The organism is Streptosporangium sp. NPDC049376 (genome assembly GCF_044466505.1).
Lineage (GTDB): Bacteria > Actinomycetota > Actinomycetes > Streptosporangiales > Streptosporangiaceae > Streptosporangium.
In genome coordinates, this window is the sequence record NZ_JBITMT010000002.1 from 778,530 (window position 1) to 802,044 (window position 23,515).

Sequence of the window (23,515 nt, forward strand, 5' to 3'; positions counted from 1 at the left end):
CGGTGTGAACGGGGAGCATCGCAGAAGTCCCCGATCACACCGTCACGTGCTACGAATGTCGACGACCGGCTGCATCCTTATCCGGTCAGCCGGACACCTCGGCCCAGGCCGGACCGGCTCCGTTCCCCCAGCAGCACGCGCCGTATGCGGTCGCGGTGACGTTGCGGGCGTAGAGCTGATCGGAAAAGGCGAGAGTGCTGCCGTATACGGTGTACAGATCAGTACAGGTGTTGAAGCCGTCCCGACAGAGGTGAACCTGTACGGACGCCGCACCGTCGAAGACTCTGACTTTCGACCAGTTCGTTCCGCAATGCGGCGAATACCGCAGTTCGACGACGGCGTTCTCCTGGACGGTGGGCGTCCCGCCCTCGGTGTGGTGCCAGAGGTAGGCCTGCGACACCGTGAACGCGTCCTTGCCGCACCCGGACACCTCCGGGTCGGTGTTGTCGCACGTCGCCTCCGAAGGGTTGGCGTAGCAGGCGGCATCGCTTCCGGCCGCGCGCCGTCCCGAGGGGTCGTCCAACGCGAACGCCGGCCCGGAGGCCATGGCCACCGACCCCGCCAGCATCACCCCGAACAGTTTGAGTGCGAGTGAGACACCTCGCCGTGACATGAGCCGCTCCTTTCGAAAGCACCATCCGCTCGACGGTGGTGTCGGGCTTCGGGTGCGTCGATCAGATCGTGGTGTTCCACGCGGTTGTCGCCCAGCGTGTGGATGTCGCTAGACAACGTGGAGACAACGCGATGGACGGCCGAGCGCGATTGTGGAGATCCACTCGGTTGCCGCCCAGGGCCTGTCTGACAATTCGGAACGGCGGCGCCAGAGCATGACGGATGCCAGGGTGACGCCCGCGAGGTGGCGGTCGGCGAGCTTGTCGAAGCGCGTGGCGATGACTCACCACCGCTTGAGCTTGGCGAAACACCGTTCCACGAGGTCGAGGACGGCCACCCCGGCTGCCCTTGCGCTTGCGATTGGCGATCTGGTCTCTTCGCTCGGGAATGACCGCCTGGATGCCGCGCCGTCGCAGGCGCAAGCGGGCCTCTTGGAGGAGTGGCCCTTGTCGCCCGGCAGGCGATCGGGGCGGGTGCGGGGCAGGCCGGTGCGGCGGCGCATCCGGAAGGCGGCCATGACCGCGTCGAAGGCGGTGCGGTCCGCGATGTCGCCGCCGGTCAGGTGCGGGGTGAGTGGTACGCCTCGGGATTCGGTGATCAAGTGGAGTTCGGTGTCAGTTCACCTCATCGCACCACAAACGACCGTCTAGCCGTATCCGCCATGATCATCTATTGGACATTCGCCTAGCATGTGTGATCATCGAGACAACATGTAGACAACGAGGAGAGCTCTGCGGATGGCTCGTCCTGAGAAGCCCTTGGACCCTGAAGCGGGGCCCCTGCAGGCTTTCGCCTTCGACCTGCGGAGACTGAGGGAGAAGGCCGGCAGCCCGTCCTACCGCAAGCTCGCCGAACACGCCCATTACTCGGCCGCCGCACTTGCCCGTGCCGCAGCCGGGAACGCGCTCCCCACTCTGGACCTGACCCTTGCCTATGTGACGGCCTGCGGCGGCGATGTCGAGGAATGGCAACAGCGCTGGCACGCCATCGAGAATCAGCAAAGACCTCCGGCCACCGCCGAACCCATCTCACCCCCCTCCCCGACAACACCGTCTCCCAAAGAGACGCCTCCCGAGGAGACACCGCCACCGGCCGAAGAGACGCCGCAGCGACCAGCGGGACGTGGAAGACGGTCCTGGCTGATGACGCTGGGCGCCGCCACCCTCCTCACCGTCGGCACGGCCGTCGCACTGGTCGTCTGGCCGGACGGTCCCCCCTCCATGAGCTGGGCCGACGCGTCCAACGTTCTGCCACGCCCCGACAAACTCGGCCAAGCCCAGGTTGACGGCGCCGACCCCAAGCGAGTGGGCTGCCCGGATGCGGTGACGGCGGTCGGCCAGGAGGTGTGGCTCGGCTCGGTGGCTTACGGCACCCTGGAGCTCAGATACTCACAGAAGTGCGTCTCGGCCTGGGCTCGGCTGAACCCCTACGGTTCTCTGATCAACAACTCGTCGCAGGGCATCCGGATCCGGCTGGAGACGTTCCGTCCGGACGACAGCACCGCCAGCCGTGTCGACGAGGCTTTCCTCAGGGATCAGCACTGGGCGGGAATGCTCCGCACCGACAAGGGATGCGTGAAGGCCCGTGGACAGATCACCATCGATGCGAACGCCTCTGAGGTAGTGGAGACCATCTGCGTGAAGCGGTGACACACGGGCAGCGCGGGCACGTTCGGGGCTCAGCCGGCCGCCGCGGCCGGGCTCCTGCTCAGCGTTGACGCCGTCTACTGATCGGGAAATGCGACCGTGATCCGAGGACGGGTGCCTGCTATAGGCCGTTTGTCCAGGTGGCAGCCTGGAAGCATGAGATCTCCGATAGAAGCGGAGGACCGTCCGCGCGAGAACGGGGCCGGCGCGAGGCGCTGCGGTTCCAGGCCGCGGACTTGTTCGCCGGAAAGATCCCGCCACCGCGGGTGGCCCGACCGCTGAACGTCACCCGCACATCCGCCTACGAGTGACACGCACTGTGGAAGCGGGGCGGCGAGAACGCGTTGACCTCCAAAGGCGCCACCGGGACCGGGTGCGAACGCACCGACGACCAAAGGCGCCCTCGCGCGCGGCCGAGACGATCGGCGCTGGACGAGCGCGTCGCCCCGCTGATCGCCGAGGGGGTGCCTTCGCGACCGGGCGGCATCGGGACGGCCTGCCGTACGCGCCGGTGTATCGGCGACGGTCCGGCTCGTGCCGATGCTGAGCGGATCGACCAGGTGTGGGCGGGACGGTGCTCTACTTGAGGTGGAACCTCTTCATGGTCTTCAGAAGGCTCGTCAGGGTGTCGGCGTATTTGTCGTAGGTCATCCCGAGGATGGGTTCGAAGCCGAGCCAGGAGGCCTGACTGGCTATGGTCTGCGCCTCGGTGAACTTCAGCAGGCCCTCGGAGCCGTGACGACGACCCAGGCCGGAGGACTTCATGCCGCCCATGGGCGCGTCGTAGGAGGCGTAGGCGGAGCCGTACCCCTCGTTGAGGTTGACCGTCCCTGCCTTGACCCGGGCGGCGAGGGCACGGCCCCGGGCCAGGTTCCCGGTCCAGATCGAGGCGTTGAGGCCGTAGGCGGTGTCGTTGGCCCGCTCGACCGCCTCCTCCTCGTCGCCGACGCGGTAGACGGAGACGACGGGGCCGAAGGTCTCGTCACGGCACAGCGCCATGCCGTCCTCGACGCCGGTCAGGATCGTGGGCTCGTAGAACAGCGGGCCGAGGTCGGGGCGCGCCTTTCCTCCGGCGAGGACCTTGGCTCCCTTGGCGACGGCGTCGTCCACGTGGGCGCTGACGGCGTCGAGCTGGCGGCGGGAGGTGAGCGAGCCCATCTGCACGGCCCAGTCGAGGCCGGAGCCGAGCTTCATGTTCCTGGTCTGGCGGACGAACCGGTCGACGAAGGCGTCGTACACGGCGTCGTGGACGTAGAGCCGTTCGATGGAGATGCACAGCTGCCCGGCGTTGGTGAAGCAGGCGCGCAGCGCGCCCTGGGCGGCCACGTCGAGGTCGGCGTCGTCGAGCACGATCATCGGGTTCTTGCCGCCGAGTTCGAGGGAGCAGCCGACCAGCCGGGAGGCGGCGGCCTCGGCGATCTTCCTGCCGCCCCGGGTCGAGCCGGTGAACGCCACGTAGTCGGCCTCGTCGATCAGCGGGTCGCCGACCTCGTCAGGCTCGCCGAGGACGACCTGCCAGATGTCGCGGGGCATCCCGAGGGAGACGAGCAGGTCGATCGTCCACAGGGTGGACAGGGCGGTCTGGGTGTCGGGCTTGTGGACCACGGCGTTGCCCGCGAGCAGGGCGGGGACGAGGTCGGTCACCCCGAGGGACAGGGGGTAGTTCCACGGGGAGATCAGCGCCACGACGCCCTTGGGGTGGCGGGTCTCGGTCACCTTGGTCGCCATGGGGAAGATGCCCGCCCTGCGCCGGGGGGCGAGGAGGGCGGGCGCGCGCCGTACGTAGTGGAGCGTGCAGCCCGCGACGTCGAGCACCTCCTCGAAGGCGTGCCTGCGGGCCTTGCCGGTCTCCCACTGGACCACGTCGAGGATCTCCTCGCGCCGGTCGAGGATGGCGTCGTGCAGCAGCAGGAACGGCCTGGCCCGCTCGTGCACCGGCAGCGCGGCCCACTCCCGCTGGGCCGCGCGGGCCTTGGCGTACGCGGCGCGGACGTCCTGCGCGGTCGAGACGGGCATGTCCGCGAGGGGTTCCTCGGTGAACGGCGCGACGATCGTCCGTTTCCCTCCGCCGGAGGTCACCTGCTGAACGATGCGTGCGATCATCGCCGGGTCGAGGGTCCGGTTCACACCGACAGTGACAGCCATGTTCGAAGAGTATTCCGGGTGACCGCCGCTGACTACCGGGCGGTAATGGCATGAACCGGACGCGATGACGATCCGTGTAGGGGGCATGAGGACATCCATTCGTACGGCGGGCGCCGTCACTCTCGCCGCCGCGCTGTTCACCACGGGGTGCAGCGGTTCGACGGGGTCGGCGGACGGGGAGAGCCGTACGGCACCGGTCGTGGAGCTGGGGAAGGTCAAACTGGTCTCCTACAGCGGCTGCGACGACATGCTGGCCGGGCTGCGGGCCGCGGCGGCCAAGCAGGTCGGTCCGTGGGGGTTCGGGGGGCCGCAGATCATGTACGCCCGTTCCGACGTCGCCGAGGCCAAGGCCATCGGGTCGGGGCAGGACCAGGCGAACCAGGAGCACTCGACCACGAACACCCACGAGGCCGGGGTCGACGAACCCGACATGGTCAAGACCGACGGCAACCGGGTGATCACGGTGAACCGCGGGGTGCTGCGGGTGATCGACGCCGCGACCAAGAAGATCACCGGAACGCTCAAGCTGGTCAGCCCCGAGCAGTCGTGGGCCCCGGCCGACCTGCTGGTCAGCGGGGACAGGGCGCTGGTGCTCTTCTCCGGCGGCGGGATCATCCCCTACGGCGCCGTGGCCAAGCAGGCGCCGAGCCCGGGACCGCGTTACGTGCTCGTCGACCTGTCCGGGGAGCCGAAGGTCATCGGCTCGCTGACCCCGAACGGCTCGCACGTGGACGCCAGGATGATCGGCTCGACGGTGCGGATCGTGGTCCGCAGCCAGCCCGACATCCCCTTCCCCGACCTGGGCCCCAAGCTCTCCGAGCAGGAGCGGACCCTGAAGAACAGGGCGACCGTCAACGGCGCGCCGATCACGGCGTGGCTGCCGACGTTCGAGACGGCCGACGCCAAGGGCGTCTCCGTCAAGAAGTCGGTCGGCTGTGAGCGGGTCAGCCACCCTGACGACTACACCGGCACCTCGCTGCTGACCGTGCACACCCTCGACCTGTCCCAGGGGCTCGCCGACACCGCGCCGATCAGCGTCGCCGCCGACGGCGACACGGTGTACGGCACCGGCACCAGCCTGTACGTGGCCAGCAACCCGCGCTGGTGGTGGTGGCCGAGGCCGATCGACGACGTCGTCCCGATGGAGGACGCTCCGACCGGCACCCCGGCCGAGAGCGGCTCCGCGCAGGCTCCGCAGGTCGAGCCGACGCAGGAGGACCCGTCGGCTCCCCCGGTCGATCCGTCGGCCGACCCGACTCCCACCCCTGAGGAGACGCCGAAGCAGCCGCCGGAGGAGACCGAGATCCACCGGTTCGACATCAGCGCGCCGGGAGCGCCCCGTTACGTCGCCTCGGGGAAGGTGTCGGGACGGCTGATCAACCAGTACGCCATGTCGGAGTACCAGGGGCACCTGCGGGTCGCGACGACCACGAACTCCACCGTCTTCCGCTCCGCCGAGAACAGTTCGAGCACCGTCCACGTCCTGAAGGACGACACGCTGGCCAAGGTCGGCGAGGTCGGCGGCCTGGGCGACGGCGAGCGGATCTACTCGGTCAGGTTCATCGGCCCGGTCGGCTACGTGGTCACCTTCAAGCAGGTCGACCCGCTCTACACGCTCGACCTGAGCGACCCGGCCAACCCGAGGAAGACCGGCGAGCTGAAGATCACCGGTTACTCCGCCTACCTGCACCCCGCCGGTGACGGACGGCTGATCGGCATCGGCCAGGAGGCGAACACCGAGGGCCGTACGCTCGGCACCCAGGTCTCGCTCTTCGACGTGAGCGACCCGGCCAACCCGCGCCGTCTGTCGCAGATGTTCCAGAAGGACTCCGGCTCGGAGGCCGAGTGGGACCCGCACGCCTTCCTGTACTGGGCGAAGACGGGCATGGCGGTGCTGCCGCTGAACACCTGGGACGGTACGGCGAACACCACCGGCTCCGCCCTGGTCCTCAAGATCGACGACTCCGCCGTCACCAGGACGGGGACCGTCGTCCACCCCAAGCCGAAGCCCGTGAAGAAAGGTGAGCCGATCCTGTTCGACCCGACCGTCCGCCGCGCGGTCGTCATCGGCGACGGCCTGTGGACGTTCTCCGAGCAGGGCGTGAAGGTCAACGCCATGGACGGCCTCGCCGAGCGGTCCTGGATCCCGTTCGACTGACGGTACGGCGGCACGCCCCGGCCTTCCCCCGGGGCGTGCCGGCCGTGCTTTCACAGCCCCGCTGGGACGTGCTTTTACACGGACATATCCCCCTTTACAAGATCTTGTCAGGTCACTTCGGGGGGTGTTACCTCTTGCGCAACGCACGTGACCCACGTGCCGCATGGCCAACGACGGCCAACTCTGCGCAGGAGGATCGGTGTCGACCAAACCCTGGTTACGCATCACCGTCATAGCCGCCGCGACAGCGGCGCTCGCACTTCCCCTCCCGGGACTCGCCCAGGAAAAGCCCGGCGGGCAGGCCCAGGGAACGCATGACTTCCAGGCCGAGGAGCACGAGAAGCCCGACCTGGACAACCGCAGGGGCACCGTGGCCCCGCCCGCCTCGCTGGCCAAGGCCGCAGGGGCGACGATCCGCTGGAACTCCCTGGGCACCCCGGCCGTCGTCACCGGCGCGCTGGACACGGCCGCGGGGGTCGTACCGCTCGCCGAGGGTCTCGGCGCCGACCCCGAGCAGGCCGCCCGCGCCTACCTCAAGGCCAACGAACCGCTCTTCGGCCTGTCCGCCGAGGAGGTGGACGCCCTGGAGAAGGTCGCGGTCAACCCCATCGGGGACGGCCACGCCGTACTGCTCCGGCAGCGGTTCGGTGACCTGCCCGCCGGTGTGGACGGGCAGGTCGCGATCGGCGTGGTGGGCGGCAAGGTCCTGCACGTCACCTCGACCCTGGCCCGTTCGAGCGCGGCGCCGCCCGCCGCGAGGATCACCGAGCAGCGGGCGCTTGAGGTCGCCGCCGCCGACGGCGCGATCGACCTGGCCACCGCGAGCGTGAAGAAGGTCACCCTCGTCGCGGTGCCCGCCCCCGACGGCACGCACAGCGCCTTCCAGGTCACCCTCATCGGTGGCGGCCAGGGTGAGGCCGCCGCCTACACCACCCACGTGGACGCGGTCAGCGGCGAGATCCTCACCCGCGAGAACCTGGTCGACCACGCCTTCCAGCCGGACAACCCGCGCTGGAAGGGCTTCACCGCCAACCCTCCGGCCGACTACTCCTCGACCGACAACCGGGTGACCTGGTGTCTCAGGCCGGGACGCGGCTGTGACCTGGCGCCCGTCGGCGACGCCGCGACCGGCAAGGCCTGGGACGTGGACCACGCCACGGGCACGCCGAGCGGCACCAGCGTCGGCAACTCCGCCAAGACCTTCGAGAACCGCGCCAGCAACGATCCCTACACCGTCGGCACCCGCAGCAACGTGGCCACGCCCTCCCGCGAGTACGCCTACCCGTGGACCAACGCGTGGTACAAGGCCAAGTGCGACCCGGCGACCTTCGACCGGCCCGGCGAGGCCGACCTCGAAGCGGCCATCGCGAACCTGCACGTCATGCACAACCGGATGCACGACTGGTCCTACAAGCTCGGTTTCACCGAGACCGCGTGGAACATGCAGAGCGACAACGGCGACCGCGGCGGCCTCGGCGGCGACCCCGAGCAGGGCAACGCCCAGGCGGGCGCCAGGGATCTCACCGTCCGCGACAACGCCAACCAGATCACCGGCCCCGACGGGCTCGCGCCGATCACCAACATGTACCTCTGGCAGCCCATCGCGGGTTCGTTCTACGCGCCGTGCGTGGACGGCGACTACGACATGTCGGTGATCGGGCACGAGTACACCCACGCCATCTCCGGCCGCATGGTCGGCGGCCCTGACGCCGGGTGGAGCGGCGCCCAGGCGGGTGCCATGAACGAGAGCACCTCCGACCTGTTCGCCATGGAGTACCTCTTCGAGAACGGCTTCCGCCCCGCGGGCGACACGCCGTACGTCACGGGTGGCTACGTCACCGGCGACAAGAAGGCCGGAATCCGCAACTACGACATGTCGAAGTCACCGCTCAACTACAGCGACATCGCCTACGACCTGGTCGGACAGCAGGTGCACGCCGACGGTGAGATCTGGACCGCCACCCAGTACGACGTGCGCCAGGCCTTCGTCGACAAGTACGGCAAGGGCGTCCCGGCCCAGCAGCGGGCCTGCGCCGACGGCGTCCTGTCCGTCAACCACTGCCCGGGCAACCGGCGCTGGGCGCAGGTCTCCTTCGACGCGCTGCTGCTGATGGCCTCCGGGTCGGTCAGCTACGTCGACCACCGTGACGCGCTGCTGGCGGCCGACGCCATCCGCTTCGGCGGCAGGGACAAGGACATCATGTGGCGGGCCTTCGCCGAGCACGGCCTCGGCAAGGGCGCGGCGAGCAACGGCCCCGGCGACCCCGACCCGACGCCCAGCTTCGTCGACCCCGAGGGCAAAAACGGCAAGGTACGGCTCGGCCCGCTCGTCGGCGCCGGGGACGCCAAGCTGCGCCTGTACGTCGGCGACTACGAGGGCCGCGCCGTACCGGTGGCCGACACCGACCCGGCGACCCCCCTCGGCGACACCGCGGAGCTGACCCCCGGCACCTACGGCTTCCTCGTGGTCGGTGAGGGCTTCGGCCACACCCGCCTCAAGCTGACCGTACGGCCCGGCAGGACGCTGGCCGTGCCGTCGGTCCTGGGGCGCAACCACGCCTCCGCCGCCCTGGGCGCGACGGCCTCGGGCGACGGCGTGAACCAGGCCAAGCTGATCGACGAGACCGAGGCGACCGACTGGGCCTCGCTCACCGGGCCGGTCAAGGGCAGGTCGGTGACCGTGGACCTGGCCGGGACCGCGCCGGTCACGATCCGCAGGGTCCAGGTCAGCTCCCTGCTGCGGCCCAACGTCAACGACCCCGCCGACCCCGGCGGCCAGAACCGCTTCAGCGCCCTGCGCGCCTTCGAGGTGCTGGCCTGCGACGCGACCAGGAAGGACTGCTCCTCCCCCGCGTCGTACTCGGTCGTCTACACCAGCCCCGCCGACGCCTTCCAGACCCGTCTGCCGCGCCCCCGCGCCTCGGACCTGATCATCAAGTCCTTCCGCATCCCCGCGACCACCGCGACCCACCTGACCCTGCGGGCCGTCTCGTCCCAGTGCACCGGCAACCCGCTCTACGCCGGTGAGCAGGACAACGACCCCAACTCCTCGACCGACTGCGCCACCGCCAGCCCCCTGCGGGACCAGCTCAGGGCCGCCGAGTTCCAGGCCTTCTCCCGCTAGACCGCCCTGTCCGACGGAGCCGGGAAGGGCGGCTCCGGCCCCTGACCTTCCGACGCGCCGCTGAAAGCCCTCGAACCTCGGGGGCTTTCAGCCCGTTCAGACGCCGGTTGGCCGGTAGACGGTGGTGTGCCGCTCGCGGGCGGCGAGCGCCGCGGGGATCCGGGCCGCCGTGGCGGAGGACAGCATCGTGACGGCCCTGTCCACGGGCACGAAGGCGTGGTCGTCGAGTTCGGCGGTCTGCAGGCGGATGGGGGTGTCCCTCAGCGTTCCGCCGTCGAACAACAGGTGGACGAGGGGACGCGTGCGATACCCGTACGGCGGCGCCCAGTCCACGGTCAGGAGCCGGCCGAGCCGGATGGAGATCCCGAGTTCCTCGTCGAGTTCGCGGACACAGGCGTCCTCCGGGGCCTCGCCCTCCTCGGCCATCCCCCCGGGGACCAGCCAGTAGGGCTGGTAGTTGGGCTTGACCAGCAGGACATGCCCGTTCTCGTCGGTGATGAGGGCACCGGCGGCGACGTGCACGGTGGCGAGCCCGGCGTAGTAGATCTCCGGCTCGACCCAGGTGGACGACGCGGCCGGGACTGTGGGATCGGTCATCGGGTGATTTTTCCCTCCTCCTGCCGACTCTTCACATCGCCGGGAGCCCACCCGTTCCGAGCCGTCATGAGGGGCGTTCGTGGATGGCCTTTCGGGTTTGGCGGGGGATGTCGATCTCCGGGCGGTGGCCGAAGAGGTTGTCCACGAGTCTGGCGGCGGCCGCGCCGTCGGCCGGGGGCCGGAGGTCCGTCACGAAGGCGCGGTAGCGCTCGCCGTACTCGGCCCGCACCCCGTCGAGGTCGCGTACGGCCGCCGCCACCTCCCGCGTCGTGCGCAGCAACGGCCCGGGGGCCAGGGACTCCAGGTCGAAGGAGAAGCCGCGTACCTCGTCCCGGTAGTGCTCGAAGTCGTAGGTGTACAGCAGGATGGGCCGTCCGGTGATCGCGAAGTCGAACATCGCCGAGGAGTAGTCGGTGACGAGCACGTCGGCGACCAGGTAGAGGTCCCGGATGTCGGGATAGGCCGTGACGTCCAGGACGAACCCCGTCCCGGCCCGGGGAATCCGGTCGAAGGTGTTGGGGTGCCTGCGCACCATGACCACGTGGTCGTCGCCGAGGGCGCGCCACAGACGGTACAGGTCGAGACGCAGGTCGAAACGGGAACGGCCCTTGCCGTGGTACCTGTCGTCGCGCCAGGTCGGCGCGTACAGCACGACCTTCTTGCCCTCGGGCAGGCCGAGCCGTTCCCTGACGGCCGCGGCGGCACCAAGGGCGGCAGGGCCAGAGGCCGTGGGACCACAGGCACCGGAGGCCACGAGCCCGGAGACCGCGGAGCCGGAGGCCCCGGGGCCGGGAGGTGTCATGGGTTCCGGAGGCGCCACCAGGCCGAGGGGTGCCCCGGGATCGAGCGCCACGGAGCCGGGGACAGCGGAGCCGGGGCGGGCCAGGGCGTCGTCGCGGGGACTGCCGGTCTCCAGCACCTCCCCCTCGAAGCGGAAGGCCTCACGCAGGACCCGGGTGCTCCACGGTCCCTGCGTGACCAGGTGGGTCCACTGCCCGACCTCCCTGGTCAGCCGTTCCATGTGGATCGGCGCGGCCAGCGGTCCCCTGTCGATGCCGAAGCCGACCCGTTTGGGGGTGGCCCCGGGCCAGGTCTGCACGACCACCTGTCCCGGTCTTCGCCGGAACCACCTGGGCAGTGAGCCGTCGGTGACGACGTACCTGCAGGTCGCCAGCGCCTCGAAGTGCTCGCGGGACGAGGTCGCGACCTGCGTGACCGTCTCCGGCAGCGTCACCTGACGGTCCCTGACGTGCCAGAGGAACTCAAGGGCGGTCCCCCGGCGCCGCAGTTCCTCGTAGATCGCCCTGGGGTCGCCGCAGAAGCCCCGGCCCGCGCGGCTGTCGAAGAGGACGGCCTCACGCAGCGGCTCCTCCTCCCGCAGCCGGACGTGGAACCGGTCGCGCAGCACCCTTCTGTCCCTGACGCCCTGTCCCTCGCCGCGCAGGTCGCCGCCCACGGTGAGGGTGGGCACGCCGTCCCCACCGGTGTCGAAGGTCACCTCGCGCCACGCCCCGGTGTGGGTGACCGGCCCGCCGAGACGTGACAGGAGCCGCCGTTCACGTCCTCCCGCCCGTACGGCCAGGCCGTACGCCCCGGCGGGCAGGGGAAGCCGTCCGGCGAGGGTGGCGACCTCGCCCGGGGTGATCGTGACGGTGAAGCGCCCGCAGGACACGCGCAGCGGGAAGGTGTGTTCGTCGAAGCGGCTGCGTGAGGTCACGACCAGGTGGGCGGGTTCCGTCCCGGCGGCGGTCCCGGTCAGTTCCAGGTCGCCGTCCCGCGTCCACTCGGCCCGCAGGACGTGGTAGGCGTGGGCGTGCGCACGCAGGACGAGGGCCCCGGAGAGGGAGGGGCCCACGGTGAGGTCGCGGCCCGCGTGGCTGTGGCGGCTCCCGGCCACGGGGTCGGCGGCGACGGAGCCCGCGCCCGCCCCCTCGACCTCGATCCGCCACTCGGCCGGCACGTCGAGGAGCGTGGCCTCCGGGTTCGAGGCGGGCAGCGCGGGCAGCCGGGAGGTCAGCAGTTCGCCCAGTTCGACCATGGACAGGAAGCGTTCACCCATGACGTCGACGGGGAAGCGGTGCACGGCCCCGCCTCCGGCGTGGGAGACCAGCAGCACGGGGTTGGGGCCCGGGTCGTCGGCGACGTGGCCGGCCAGCAGCAGCCGGTCGTCGTCGAAGGAGCATCCGGTGACCACGAGCCGGTCGCGTTCGACGCGGACGCGGAACTCCCCCGACTCCGTCCAGTGGGGCCACAGCCGTACCCCCGGGCGTGGCTCGTGGTGGCCGGTCGGCGTCTCGACCGGGCCGTGCCTGCGCAGCCGGTCCCGCCTGAGCATGCCGCGGTGCACGATCCACAGGTCGACGTGCCAGTCCGTCCCGGCGGTCAGTTCGTCCGCGTCGACGGAGAGGCTGAAGCCGCACCAGTCCTGTTCCTCGCGGGAGACCAGCGAGTCGGCGGGGAAGACGGAGACGGGGACCCTGACGCCACGGCCCGTGTCCCGCCTGACGAACCAGGCGAACACGTGCTGGTGCCTGCGTTCGCGCGGGCTGAGGTACCTCAGCGTCACCCGGCCGTGCACGTGGAGCCTGCCGGCCTCCCAGCGGACGTCGTCGATCCGCTGGCGGGGTTCGAGTTCGCCGCGCAGCCGGGTCACCCTGGAGGGAAGCGGCACGGGGGCGGCGAGGTGGTGACGGCCGCGGCGCCTGACGGCCTTGGCGTCCGGCGGGGCCGTACGCTCCCATTCGAGGAGTTCGATCAGTTCGGACATGCGGCGTTCGCGGACGAGGCGCCAGCGGGCCCGTTTCTGCGCGGGCAGCCGCGCGAAGACCTTCGGCCCCGCGTCGTCGAGATACTCGCGCGCCAGGTCGAGGAAGCGCCGCCGGAAGTCCTCCCCGCCCCGTTCCAGCGCGGGCAGGAAGACCGGCAGGTCGCCGTCGAGGACGGTCAGGTCCCAGGCGGGCACGTGCCTGGCGCGCCCGGTGGTGAGCAGGAAGTCCCGTACGGCGCGCACCGAGGCGAAGCGGTCCTCGACGCCCCTGACGTGCGCGCGGTCCTGGGTGATGGACAGGGAGTCACCGTCCCGCTCCCGCCACAGGTAGATCGGGCGGGCGAGCACGTCCACGGCCTCGGCGAGGAAGTGGGCGGGCAGGGCGACCGAGGTGTCCTCGTAGAGCACGCCCTCGGGGAAGCGCAGCCCGTACTTCTCCCAGAACGAGCGCCGCCACAGCTTGTTGGTGACCAGGCGGTCCCGCAGCAGGACCTGCGCGCGGGTGACGTGGGTGCGGGCGAGACGTTCGGCGAAGGCGTCGCGGTGCATGTTCGACTGCCGGGCTCCCCTGCCGTTGAACCGGTGCACGTTGCCCGTGACGAGGTCGGAACCGCTCTCGGCGAGGGTGACCGCCATGGTCTCCAGCGCGTACGGCGGAAGCATGTCGTCGCTGTCGACGAAGGCGAACAGTTCCCCCGAGGCGGCCCGCAGTCCCGCGTTGCGCGCCGCGCCGAGCCCGGCGTTCGCCTGACGCACCAGCAGGAAGCGCCCGTCCCGTTCGGCGAACCGCGCGGCGATCTCCGCGCCCGCGTCGGGGGACCCGTCGTCGACCATGACGACCTCGATGTCCCGCCAGGTCTGGCAGGCGAGTGATTCCAGGCAGGCCGCGAGGTACGGCTCCACGTCGTAGATCGGAACGATCACACTCAGAGCTGGCATGGTGTGGACTCCCATGGCTGGAGTGGACGGGATCCGGCATTCCGGCCTGCCCGGTTGAATGTCGTCTGCCCGGTTCTCATCCCGGACGGCTCCCGCCACGGGAGCGGGAGTGCCTGCTACGGCGGATGCCCGCGACGGTCAGCGCCTTCCTGGCGGCCCTGCTGAGGAAGCGGTACAGCCCCCGGGCGGGAGTGCGGGCGAGTACGGCCCGCAGCCGGGTCCTCTTCCGCTTGCGCCGTTTCGCCTTGGCGGAGGACTTGGCAGAGGCTTTGGCGGAGGCTTTGGCGGGCTTCTTCTCCTCGGCCCGTTCCATCGGCAGCAGGCCCCAGGTCTCCCCGTCGAGCCACTGCGTGCCGAAGGTGGCCTCGACGAGGTCCTCCAGTTCGGGGCCGCCGCCCCGCTCGGCGAGCAGTCCGGCGCGGCCGAAGGCGGCCGTCCTTTCGAGCCTGGCGGCCACCACCCCGCCCGCTCCCGTGTCGCTCCGTTCGGCCAGCGCCAGGGAGACCAGCCCGTAGCCGTTGTCGTCGGCCAGCCGTACGAGACGGGTCAGGCAGTCGGCCGCGGGCACCCAGCCCGGGGGGCAGGCGAATCTGAAGGGGGCGGGGAAGGCGCTCTCCGCCACGCTCTCCACGAGTTCGACACGCCTCTCGTGCGTGTAGAGCTCGTGGACGAGCCGCAGGTCGACGGTCGGGTCGTCCAGGGGCGCGCGGCGCCCGTCCCGCAGGGCGGACCACGGCCCGGCGACGGCGATCCTGACGTCGGCGACCGAGCCGCGCAGGAACCCGTCGACCGTGGCGCGGACCTGCTCGTAGGAGGCGTCCCCCACCTCGACCACGACCTCGACGTACGGCACCGCCCACTGCCTGACCGGGGGTTTGCGCAGCCACCTGAAGGTCGGCACCCGGTTGGCGAGGAAGACCCAGTTGTGCCGTTTGACCTCCTGCTCCCTGCGCATCACCGTGGAGGCGCCCAGGTGGCGGCTGTGGGACTCCCGGTCGGCGACGAAGACGGCGCCGGCCTGCGCGAGGCGGTAGCCGAGTTCGGTGTCCTCGGCCAGGACCAGGGAGGTGTCCATCCCCCCGGCGCGGCGCAGCAGGGAGGCGGGCAGGGACGCGCTGGCGCCGACGTGCACCTTGAAGGCCTCGAAGCGCGCCTCCCGAAGCCCGGCGGTCCGCTCGATGTACTCGCTGGTCCAGGTGTCGGTGACGTTGCTCTCCGCACCCCCTGTGCCCCCCGCGTCCTCCGGGGAGGCGTCCTCGAAGAGTTTCTCCGTGGTGCCCGCGCTCACCGCGGCGTGCACCTCGGCCGGGGTGAGGCCCGGGTCCCAGGTCGCGACCATCTTGAACGTGCCGAGCACGGTGAGGTAGTCGGCCAGGTGGTGCCAGCGCATCTGCGCCTCGACCTGTTCGCGGAAGAGGACCATGTCGGCGTCGAGCCAGTGGATGACCTCGCCCTCGGCCACGTCGGCCCCGCTCTGGCAGGCCCAGGCGCGCCCCCACCCGCCGGGACGGCTGCGCACGAGGCGGGTGCGTTCCGGGACGATCTCGGGCAGCGGCAACGGAGGTTCGGCGCCGTCGTCCACGACGACGACCTCCATCAGGTGGCTCGGATAGCTCTGCGCGGCCAGGCTGGCCAGGGTCAGCGGCAGAGTACGGCTGCGGTGGACGGGGACGACGACGCTGACCGTACGGCTCGGCGTCCACGCTCCCAGCACGGGGGGTGTCACGACGCCGAAGTCGTTGAGCCGGATCAGCGGCTGCGCCCCCCGCACCGGACGGGCGCGCGAGTCGTGCATGTTCATGGGCCCCTTCATCTATGCCTTGTCGCGCTCTCCGGTCGTGGAGAGCGCTTCCGTTTCCATCAGGGGGTTGGCGTGGAATCCCCTCCACTGCCGCCTGAACGACCGCAGGAAGGCGTTGATCGGCTCCTGCCAGGTGTGGCCTGAGGCCTCCCGGCGCCGGAGGATGTAGTTGAGGCCGTGGGTGCGGTAGACCCTGCCTCCGGCCGCGGTGACCGACTGCAGCAGTTGGCCGTCCACCGTGCGCGGGATCGGGCGGAAGCCTCCGGCGTTGTCGAACGCCGCACGGGACAGCAGCATGGTTCCGCCGGCCACGACGCCGGTGTACAGCTCGGTGGCCATGTCACGGCGTACGGTGACGCCGATCCGTTCCAGGTAGACGAACTCGGGCGCGGACCCGACCAGGTCGGCGCCGGAGTACCGCTGGGCGAGCAGCAGGTCCGACAGGTGGCCGGGGCCGTACCAGTCGTCGTCGTCCATCTTCGTCAGCCAGGCGCCCGAGGCCCGCTCCGCGGCCTGGTTGAGGGCCTCCCCGAAGACCATGTGCGCGTCGGCCTCGATCACGGTGATCGTCCCCTTGTGGGCGGCGACGGCCGCCGCGACGTCCGGGTGGTCGGCCCGGAAGCCGTGCAGGGTCAGGACGACCTCGACCTCGGGGCCGCGTTGTCTGCCCGCCTGCCGCAGGGCGAAGCCCACCATGTCGGGGCGCCGGGTGCACAGCAGCACGGAGACCGTCCCCGGCCCGGGGACGCGCAGGCCTCGCGCGGCGGCGAGCGAGCGCCACCTGCCCTCGACGCCGTGCAGGTCGAGCGCGAGGCGCCGCAGCCTGACGCTGTACTGCTCGCGGTCCAGGGCGTCGGTCAGCCGGGAGACGCTGAAGCCGTCCAGCAGGTCGGCCAGTCCGGCGCCGAGCAGGTCGCGCCAGGCCCCGGTGGGGGTGGCGACGACGGGGACACCCGCGGCGGCCAGCCCGCAGACCGTACGGGCGAGGCCGAGGGCTTCGGCGGCACTCCCGGTGAGGCTCCCGGTGGGATCCACTGTGGGATCCGCTGTGAGGTCGACGGTGACGCCCGCGAGGCCGCGCAGCCGGGAGACGTCGGTGTCGGTGAGGGCGCCGGACGGCGGGACGCGCACCACGACGTCCCCGGCGGCGATCTCGTAGGCCCCCGAGCGTGCGGTCAGTTCGGCCACGGGTCCGTCCGCGGCGGGCAGGAACCCGATGGGGCAGACGGAGCGCTCGTCGATCGGCGCGATCAGGTCGGGCGTGAGAGGGCCGAGGACCGTGGCGGGACCCGGCCCTCTCACGCCCGGCCCGAAGCCCGGCCCGAAGCCCGGCCCGAAGCCCGGCCCGAAGCCCGGCCCGAAGCCCGGCTCAAGGCCCGACTCGAAGCCCGGGTCGAGGCCCGGTTCGAGGCCCGGGTCAGGACCAGGGTCGGAACCCAGGCCCGGTCCCAGGTCCGGGACGGGCGCGACGGGGCCGGGGACGAGGTTGGCCTGGGCGAGGAGCGCCGGGCGGGCGGGGACGAGCCGGGAGGCGGCACGGCGGGCGGGTTCCCGCCGGTCGATCGGGGCCGGCCCCTCCCCCAGCCAGTCCGGTGTCCCGCAGGAGGCGGCGCGGAGGCAGAGGTCTCCGCCCGAGGCGTCCCGCCGGGCGGGGACGGGGCCGGACAGGGGCGTGGGGGTGACGTTGGGATCCCCGGGACGCCAGTGGGCCGTCCCCGTCCCCGCCAGGGCGACCACCGGGCCGTGCAGCCTCTCGCGGGCCGTGCCGCCCAGCCCCCTGGTCACGGCGCGCAGCACCTCCCCCGCCGGTACGGCCCTGCCGAAGGTCACCTCGACGCGCCACGCCCAGGCGGGCGGCCGTCCGCCGCTCACGTGGACCTCGCGCAGCGCGCGCCAGAACGCGGCCCCGTCGGGGACGGGCACCGGAGCCACCCGCCACGGCGGCGTCTCGGCGACCATGACCGTCAGCGTCCGCACCCGCGGCAGCATCCCCCCGTACGGCACGGCCCTGCGCAGGTCGGCGGAGGTCCTGGCGAGCAGCAGGAACCTCTCGCTCTCCTCGGCGATCACATGGTCGGCGGGGACGGCGTCCAGGTCCGTCCAGGTCGCGTCCGTCCCGTCGCGCAGTCTCGCCAGTACGGCGGGGCTCTCCTCGAACCCGATGTGGCAGCCGAGCACCTCGCGGTTCACATGCCGCCCCTGACGAAGACGTCCAGGCCCTTCTCCGCCGGGTGCGTGGTGCGGGTCACCTCGGGGAAGCGCAGCACCCAGCGGTCGCTGACCACCTTGTCGTCCGCCCTGGCCGCGTCGTCGAGGAAGAACGCGACCTGCTCGGAGCAGCGGGGCAGCAGCAGCGGAAGCGCGGGGTAGCGCGCGGCGGGCCCGGTGGCGCCGGGTGGCCCGTCCACGAAGACGAGGCCGACGTCCTCGACGCCGACGAGCGCCTCCCGGTCGTACCACAGGTAGGTCTCCATCCCCTCCAGCCAGGGCAGCAGGGGCGCGTCACGGATCTCGACGACGTCGGAGAGGCCGTGGGCACGGACCAGGTCGCGGCTGGCCTCTGCGTAGCGCGGCTCGTGTTCGAGCGCGACGACCTTCGCCCCGGTGCGTTCGGCGACGTAGCCGAGCCACACGCTCGACGACCCGCTGCCGCACTCGACGATGGTCTTCGGCCTGGTCCTGAGGATCCACCCGGTCATCATCCGCAGCACGTCGGGGGAGGCGGCCCAGCCTCTGAGCGGGGGAAGCGGAGCGCGGGGGGTGATGAGCGACCGCAGGTCGGCGAAGGCCTCGAACTGCGTGTACGAGCGTCCGATCTCCCGTTCCAGGGAGCGGTGCTGCCCGCCGACCCGCTCGAAGCCGTCCTCGACCAGCTGGTCGGTCCTGGTGAGGGAGCGCAGGCACTCGGCGTGCCGTGCCTCGCCCTTCTTCTCAAGGGAGCCGACCCTGCGCCCGACGCGGTTCAGCTCCCCGCACATCCGGCCGACCTTGGCCTCACCCCGCCGCAGCGCGCGCGTCAGGGAGCGCCCGACGGCGAACGCCAGGCAGCCCGTCCCGGCTGCGAACCCGGCGGAAAGGGCGACCGGCAGGCGGGGGTCGAAGTCTCCCGCGCTGTAGGACAGCGCCGTGATCGCGATCACCACACCGGCGGCGACCCTGATTGTACGGCTGGGCATTCTTATCAACGGCATACGTACTTGGGCCTTTCGGGAAATTGCCCGCATGGATCGCATTCCAGCGCCACCGGCCATTCAACGGGCAACGTTGTGAAAATAACGTAGTGGCCTGTTCAAGACGGCGTTCCGTGCTTGGCCCGGCCTTTGCCGACCCCGTCCCAAGGGCTTGCGCGCCCCGAATACGGGACAGGAGAATTTCACCCGGCATCCGGGGAACCGCCTTCCGCGTGAAACACCCCACGATCCGCAGGACCATGGAGAACATCGCCCACCCCGTCGGATGCGGGCCGACAAACCACCGCAAGAAGGACGACAGACCCCTCGTACGGCACCACACATATCGCCATATCCGGCCAGCCGATAAGAACGGCGGGAAATCACCCGGCAGCCTGACCCGCATTCCTTTACGAATTGCACACGGTGCATTACCGTCGCCCCAAAGCGAGACAGAGGCGGAGACCCCCGGTCGATCCGCCTTTCCGATCACCATTCGAGAGACGGGGGCCGACCCCCACCGGCCGCCTGGAGTTGATCAGAGTGCGCCCGACCGAAACCGCCGGTGTCCCCTTCCCCTGGCACGCGCGCATCAGGGACGCCGGAACCGGCCGGATTCTGGGCGCCGGCATGCTCGTCGGCACCCGGCACGTGCTGACCTGCGCCCACGTCGCCGGTGACGGGCAGGCCCCGCCGGAGACCGAGGTCGTCGTCGAGTTCACCACCCGCCCCGGGGCGACGACCACCGGCCGGGTCGAGCCGGACCACTGGATTCCCGAGGGAAAGGCGGGCGAGGGCGACCTCGCCCTGCTCCGGCTGGCCGAGGACCAGCCGGAGGGCTGCGGCGCCTCCCTGCGCAGGCAGGCGACCCCGCTGGGGACCCAGGTCCACGCGCTCGGCTTCCCCCACGACCACCCCGACGGCCTGTGGGCCTCCATGCGGCTGGCGGGCAGTTGCGGCCCGCGTGGCGAGTGGGTGCAGCTCAACGACTGGCGTCCCGGCGAGCCCCGGCAGGGGTTCAGCGGCGCGGCCGTCCTCAACGAGCTCAACGACCACGTGATGGGCGTGGTCGTCGGCGGGCGCAGGGGCGGCCCGGTGAACCTCGCCTACATGATCCCGGTGGAGACCGTCGCGCGTTACCTGCCGCGGACCAGACGGTGGGTGCACGGGCCGGGCGCGGTCGATCCGGAGACGGCCGTCGACTACGACCCCCTGGTCCCCGACGTCGCGCTCGCCCAGCGGATGACCGACTGGCTGCGCGCGCCGAGCGCCGTACGCGTGATCACCGGCGGCGGCCCGGGACAGTCGCGGACGCTGCGCAGCGTCATCGTCTCCTCCGACCGGGAGCACCGCCCGCCCGACGGGGTGCTGGTCTCCGCGCCCCCGGGGACCGTCTCCCCCGCCGCCAGCCTCGACCTTGCCGTCGACGCCTCGGGGAAGACCGTGGAGGCGATCTCCCTGCGCATCCTCGACCGGCTCGGCATCCCCGGCCCGCCCGGCGCCGCGGCCGGGCGGGTGCGTGACGGCGTCCCGTCCATGACCATCGTCGTGTACGGCATCGACGAGGCCGACGACCCGGTCTCCCTCGTGGAGACCCTGCTGCGGCCGCTCGCCGAGCAGCGGTCCCGGCTGCTGCTGGTGTTCGGGCGTGACGCCTCCCCGGCCCTCGACCAGGCGCGCTCCCTTGAGTCGGAGGCGGCCCGCGCCGAGCGTGCGCACGTCCTGCGGCTTCTCGGCGAGCTGGCCGACCTGGTCGCCAAGCTCGGGGCCGCCGAGCGACGCGCCGTCGAGCACTGGCGGGAGGTCGCCCCGCGTGTCGCGGGCGTGCCCGACCCGCCCGACCTCGTCGCCGCGTTCCGGCTCCGCCTGCTGCGGCATCCGGACTCGGCGCCCGAGGAGCACTGGACCGCCCGCGAACTCCAGGAACTCCTGCGCCGCGAGGGCCGCGCGGCGGCGCGGATCGAGGAGTACGGCCGGAGCCTGCGGGAGGCCCTGGGCCGCAGGGACGAGCTGCGCGGCCGGTTGGAGACCGGCAAGGCCCTGGCGGCGGGCGCGGGCCTGGCCGAGGACATCGAGCTCGGCCGCCTCTACGACGAGGCCCACGAACTGCTGTGGGACCGGCGGCCCTGCGACGTCGACCGGGCGGGCACCCTGGTCAGGCACTACGAGAAGGCCGTCAGGCGCCTGCGCGCGACCGGCAGGGCGGGCGGAGGCGGATGACCCCCTGCGCGCGCCCCGGCTGCACGGGGGTCGTCGACGAGACCGGCTACTGCGACGCCCGGGGGCACAGGAACGACCCGCCGTCCGCCGAGGCCACCGGGGCCACCGGCGTCATTGGGGCCACTGAGGAACCGGCCAGGTCCCACGGCACCTCCGGTACGGTCCCGCTGCCCGTGCTTCCCGCGACCGACCCGCTCAGCCGTGTCGACCCCGCCCCCCGCCCGCCCGAGCACGGACGGCCCTGCGCGCGTCCCGGCTGCGCGGGGGTCGTCGGAGGCGGCTACCTCGGACAGCCGCCGCTCTTCGAGGGGGTCTGCTCGCTCTGCCGTACCCCGTACTCCTTCAGGCCGAAGCTGCTGCCCGGTGAGATGGTCGACCGCTACCGGGTGCTCGGCTGCCTGGCCCACGGCGGTCTCGGCTGGGTCTACCTCGCCTGGGACACCGGGCTGGAGCTGCACGTCGCGCTCAAGGGGCTGATCGGCGACGGCGACGAACACGCCAGGCGGGTGGCCGTACGGGAACGGCAGATCCTCACCGTCCTGCACCACCCCAACATCGTCCGCATCCTCAACTTCGTCACCCACCCCGACCCGCGCTCGAAAACCGAGACCGACTACATCGTCATGGAGTACGTGGACGGGCGGTCCCTGCACGAGGTCGCCGCCACCGGTGACCTGCCCGTCGAGCAGGTGATCTCCTACGGTCTGGGCATCCTGTCGGCCTTCGAGTACCTGCACGGCTTCGCCGACGCGGGCTCTGGGCGCCGTGGCCTGCTGTACTGCGACATGAAGCCCGACAACGTCCTGCACACCGGAGACCGGGTCAAGCTGATCGACCTCGGCGCGGCCCGCTGGATCGGCGACCGGACCTCCCCCCTCGTTCACACCCGTGACTTCCAGGTCTCCCAGGAGGAGATCGACGAGCACTGGCTGACCGTACGGTCCGACCTCCACACGGTCGGCCGCACCCTGGAGTCCCTGCTCCCCGGAGGCTGGCAGGCCGGGGACGCCCCCGGCGCCGAGTCGTTCCTTCGGCTGCTGCGCCGCGCGACCGCCCCGTTCCCCCAGCGGTTCTCCTCGGCGGCGGAGATGGCCGAGCAACTGCGCGGTGTGCTGCGGGAGATCCTCTCCCTGCGTGACGGTCTTCCCCGTCCCGAGCCGTCCACGGTCTTCACCCCGACCGCCGCGCTGCTCGACGCCGGGCTCGGGGCGGTGCCGCCGCTCGACCACTGGATCGGGCCCGCGGGCCGTACGGCGTTGCTGGACCCCGGCAGGCCCGCGCCCTCCGTTGGCGCCGTCCGGCTGCCCACGCCCAAGGTGAACCCCGACGACCCCGAGGCGGGTCACCTGGCGAACGTGAGCGTCGACGACCCCCGGCGGCTCGTCGACACGCTCGGCGCCCTGCGGCGGGAGTCGGCCGAGGCGTACCTGCTCATGTGCCGGGCCCACCTCGAACTGGCCGAGATCGACGAGGCCGGGCGGTGCCTGGAGAGGGCCGGGACGGTCCTCGGCGAGGGCGCGCCGTACGACTGGCGGACGGCCTGGCACCACGGGCTCCTCGCCCTCGCCGAGGGGCGGGCCGACCTGGCGCTGGAGCGGTTCGACGCCGTCTACACGGCGTTGCCCGGGGAGGACGCGCCCAAGCTGGCCCTGGGCTTCTGCGCCGAGCACCTGGGGGAGCCGGACCGGGCCGCGCGGCACTACCGGGCGGTGTGGCACCGTGACCGCTCCCAGGTGAGCGCGGCCTTCGGGCTGGCCCGCATCCACCTGGCCGAGGGCGCCAGGGGCGAGGCCGTACGGATCCTCGACCAGGTGCCCCGCGTCTCGCGGCACTTCGACGCGGCCAGGATCGCCGCGGTGCGGATCCACGCGGGACGGCTGCCCGGCGGGCCGGGCGCGGGCGCGCGCCTGCCGACGGCCGCGGACCTGGGCGAGGTGATCGACCGGCTGCCCGACCTGTACCTGGACGGCGGCGACCGGGACGGCGACGCCCGCGCCCGGTTGCGGGCCGCGCTGCAGGAGGCGGCGCTTGAGTGGGTGCTGGAGGGCGGGGGACGGCGGGCCGTACCCGGCGCGACCGGAGCCAGGCCCGGGAGCACGACCGGCGGCGGGACCGGGGTCCCCCGGGGGTACGGCCCCCCGGTCCTGGCCGACCCGGTCGGTGAGGCGGCCCAGCGCGCGCTCCTTGAGGAGTCCCTGCGCAGGCTCGCCCAGCAGGCGGACGACGCCCGGCGGCACAACGCGCTGATCGACCTCGCCAACACGGTCCGCCCGAGAACACGGCGGTGACCGGGCGGTGACCCGGCGACGATCCGGCGACGATCCGGCGATGAGGAG

The 23,515-nt window shown here is 71.8% G+C and carries 13 protein-coding genes; 5 read left to right on the plus strand and 8 right to left on the minus strand.

Annotated elements, in window-relative coordinates:
* Positions 1 to 85: 85 nt before the first annotated feature.
* Together ACIBVQ_RS08960 and ACIBVQ_RS08965 are read right to left on the minus strand one after the other, a co-directional pair.
* Entirely contained in the window at positions 86 to 568 is a 483-nt protein-coding gene (locus ACIBVQ_RS08960) for a DUF2690 domain-containing protein (protein WP_386194089.1), read from the minus strand.
* A 327-nt stretch (positions 569 to 895) separates the two neighbouring features.
* On the minus strand, positions 896 to 1,213 hold the full coding sequence (locus ACIBVQ_RS08965) for a hypothetical protein (RefSeq protein ID WP_399176547.1): 318 nt from the start codon (positions 1,211 to 1,213) through the stop codon (positions 896 to 898).
* A 136-nt stretch (positions 1,214 to 1,349) separates the two neighbouring features.
* Between ACIBVQ_RS08965 and ACIBVQ_RS08970 the strand changes: the two genes are divergently transcribed.
* Entirely contained in the window at positions 1,350 to 2,261 is a 912-nt protein-coding gene (locus ACIBVQ_RS08970) for a helix-turn-helix domain-containing protein (RefSeq protein WP_399176549.1), read from the plus strand.
* Positions 2,262 to 2,837: 576 nt separating this feature from the next.
* Here ACIBVQ_RS08970 and ACIBVQ_RS08975 read toward each other — a convergent pair.
* Positions 2,838 to 4,403, minus strand: a complete 1,566-nt coding sequence (locus ACIBVQ_RS08975; protein WP_399176551.1) for a succinic semialdehyde dehydrogenase — start codon at positions 4,401 to 4,403, stop codon at positions 2,838 to 2,840.
* A gap of 85 nt (positions 4,404 to 4,488) precedes the next feature.
* On the opposite strand from ACIBVQ_RS08975, the gene ACIBVQ_RS08980 reads away from it, so the two are divergent.
* Both ACIBVQ_RS08980 and ACIBVQ_RS08985 read left to right on the plus strand, forming a co-directional pair.
* Complete coding sequence (locus tag ACIBVQ_RS08980; RefSeq protein ID WP_386193847.1) at positions 4,489 to 6,561, plus strand: beta-propeller domain-containing protein; 2,073 nt, start codon at positions 4,489 to 4,491, stop codon at positions 6,559 to 6,561.
* Between the two features lie 199 nt (positions 6,562 to 6,760).
* Positions 6,761 to 9,685, plus strand: coding sequence for a M36 family metallopeptidase (locus tag ACIBVQ_RS08985; RefSeq protein ID WP_399176553.1), 2,925 nt, complete (start codon positions 6,761 to 6,763; stop codon positions 9,683 to 9,685).
* 96 nt (positions 9,686 to 9,781) lie between these two features.
* Here the strand turns inward: ACIBVQ_RS08985 and ACIBVQ_RS08990 are convergent, their stop codons facing one another.
* The 5 genes from ACIBVQ_RS08990 to ACIBVQ_RS09010 form a co-directional block, all read right to left on the minus strand.
* Positions 9,782 to 10,282: an NUDIX hydrolase gene (locus ACIBVQ_RS08990; protein ID WP_362916227.1), complete on the minus strand. Its 501-nt coding sequence runs from the start codon at positions 10,280 to 10,282 to the stop codon at positions 9,782 to 9,784.
* Between the two features lie 64 nt (positions 10,283 to 10,346).
* On the minus strand, positions 10,347 to 13,988 hold the full coding sequence (locus ACIBVQ_RS08995) for a CDP-glycerol glycerophosphotransferase family protein (protein WP_399176555.1): 3,642 nt from the start codon (positions 13,986 to 13,988) through the stop codon (positions 10,347 to 10,349).
* Between the two features lie 76 nt (positions 13,989 to 14,064).
* Complete coding sequence (locus tag ACIBVQ_RS09000) at positions 14,065 to 15,783, minus strand: glycosyltransferase (RefSeq protein ID WP_399176557.1); 1,719 nt, start codon at positions 15,781 to 15,783, stop codon at positions 14,065 to 14,067.
* A gap of 18 nt (positions 15,784 to 15,801) precedes the next feature.
* Positions 15,802 to 17,979: a glycosyltransferase gene (locus tag ACIBVQ_RS09005; protein ID WP_399176559.1), complete on the minus strand. Its 2,178-nt coding sequence runs from the start codon at positions 17,977 to 17,979 to the stop codon at positions 15,802 to 15,804.
* Positions 17,976 to 18,965, minus strand: coding sequence for a class I SAM-dependent methyltransferase (locus ACIBVQ_RS09010; protein WP_352015506.1), 990 nt, complete (start codon positions 18,963 to 18,965; stop codon positions 17,976 to 17,978). The genes ACIBVQ_RS09005 and ACIBVQ_RS09010 overlap by 4 nt, the downstream gene beginning before the upstream one ends.
* 537 nt (positions 18,966 to 19,502) lie before the next feature.
* Between ACIBVQ_RS09010 and ACIBVQ_RS09015 the strand changes: the two genes are divergently transcribed.
* Together ACIBVQ_RS09015 and ACIBVQ_RS09020 are read left to right on the plus strand one after the other, a co-directional pair.
* The gene (locus ACIBVQ_RS09015) at positions 19,503 to 21,179 is read left to right on the plus strand and encodes a trypsin-like peptidase domain-containing protein (RefSeq protein ID WP_399176561.1); all 1,677 of its coding nucleotides are present in this window, start codon (positions 19,503 to 19,505) and stop codon (positions 21,177 to 21,179) included.
* A complete protein-coding gene (locus ACIBVQ_RS09020; RefSeq protein ID WP_399176563.1) occupies positions 21,176 to 23,467 on the plus strand; it encodes a tetratricopeptide repeat protein in 2,292 nt (763 codons plus the stop codon). The genes ACIBVQ_RS09015 and ACIBVQ_RS09020 overlap by 4 nt, the downstream gene beginning before the upstream one ends.
* Positions 23,468 to 23,515 lie beyond the last annotated feature (48 nt).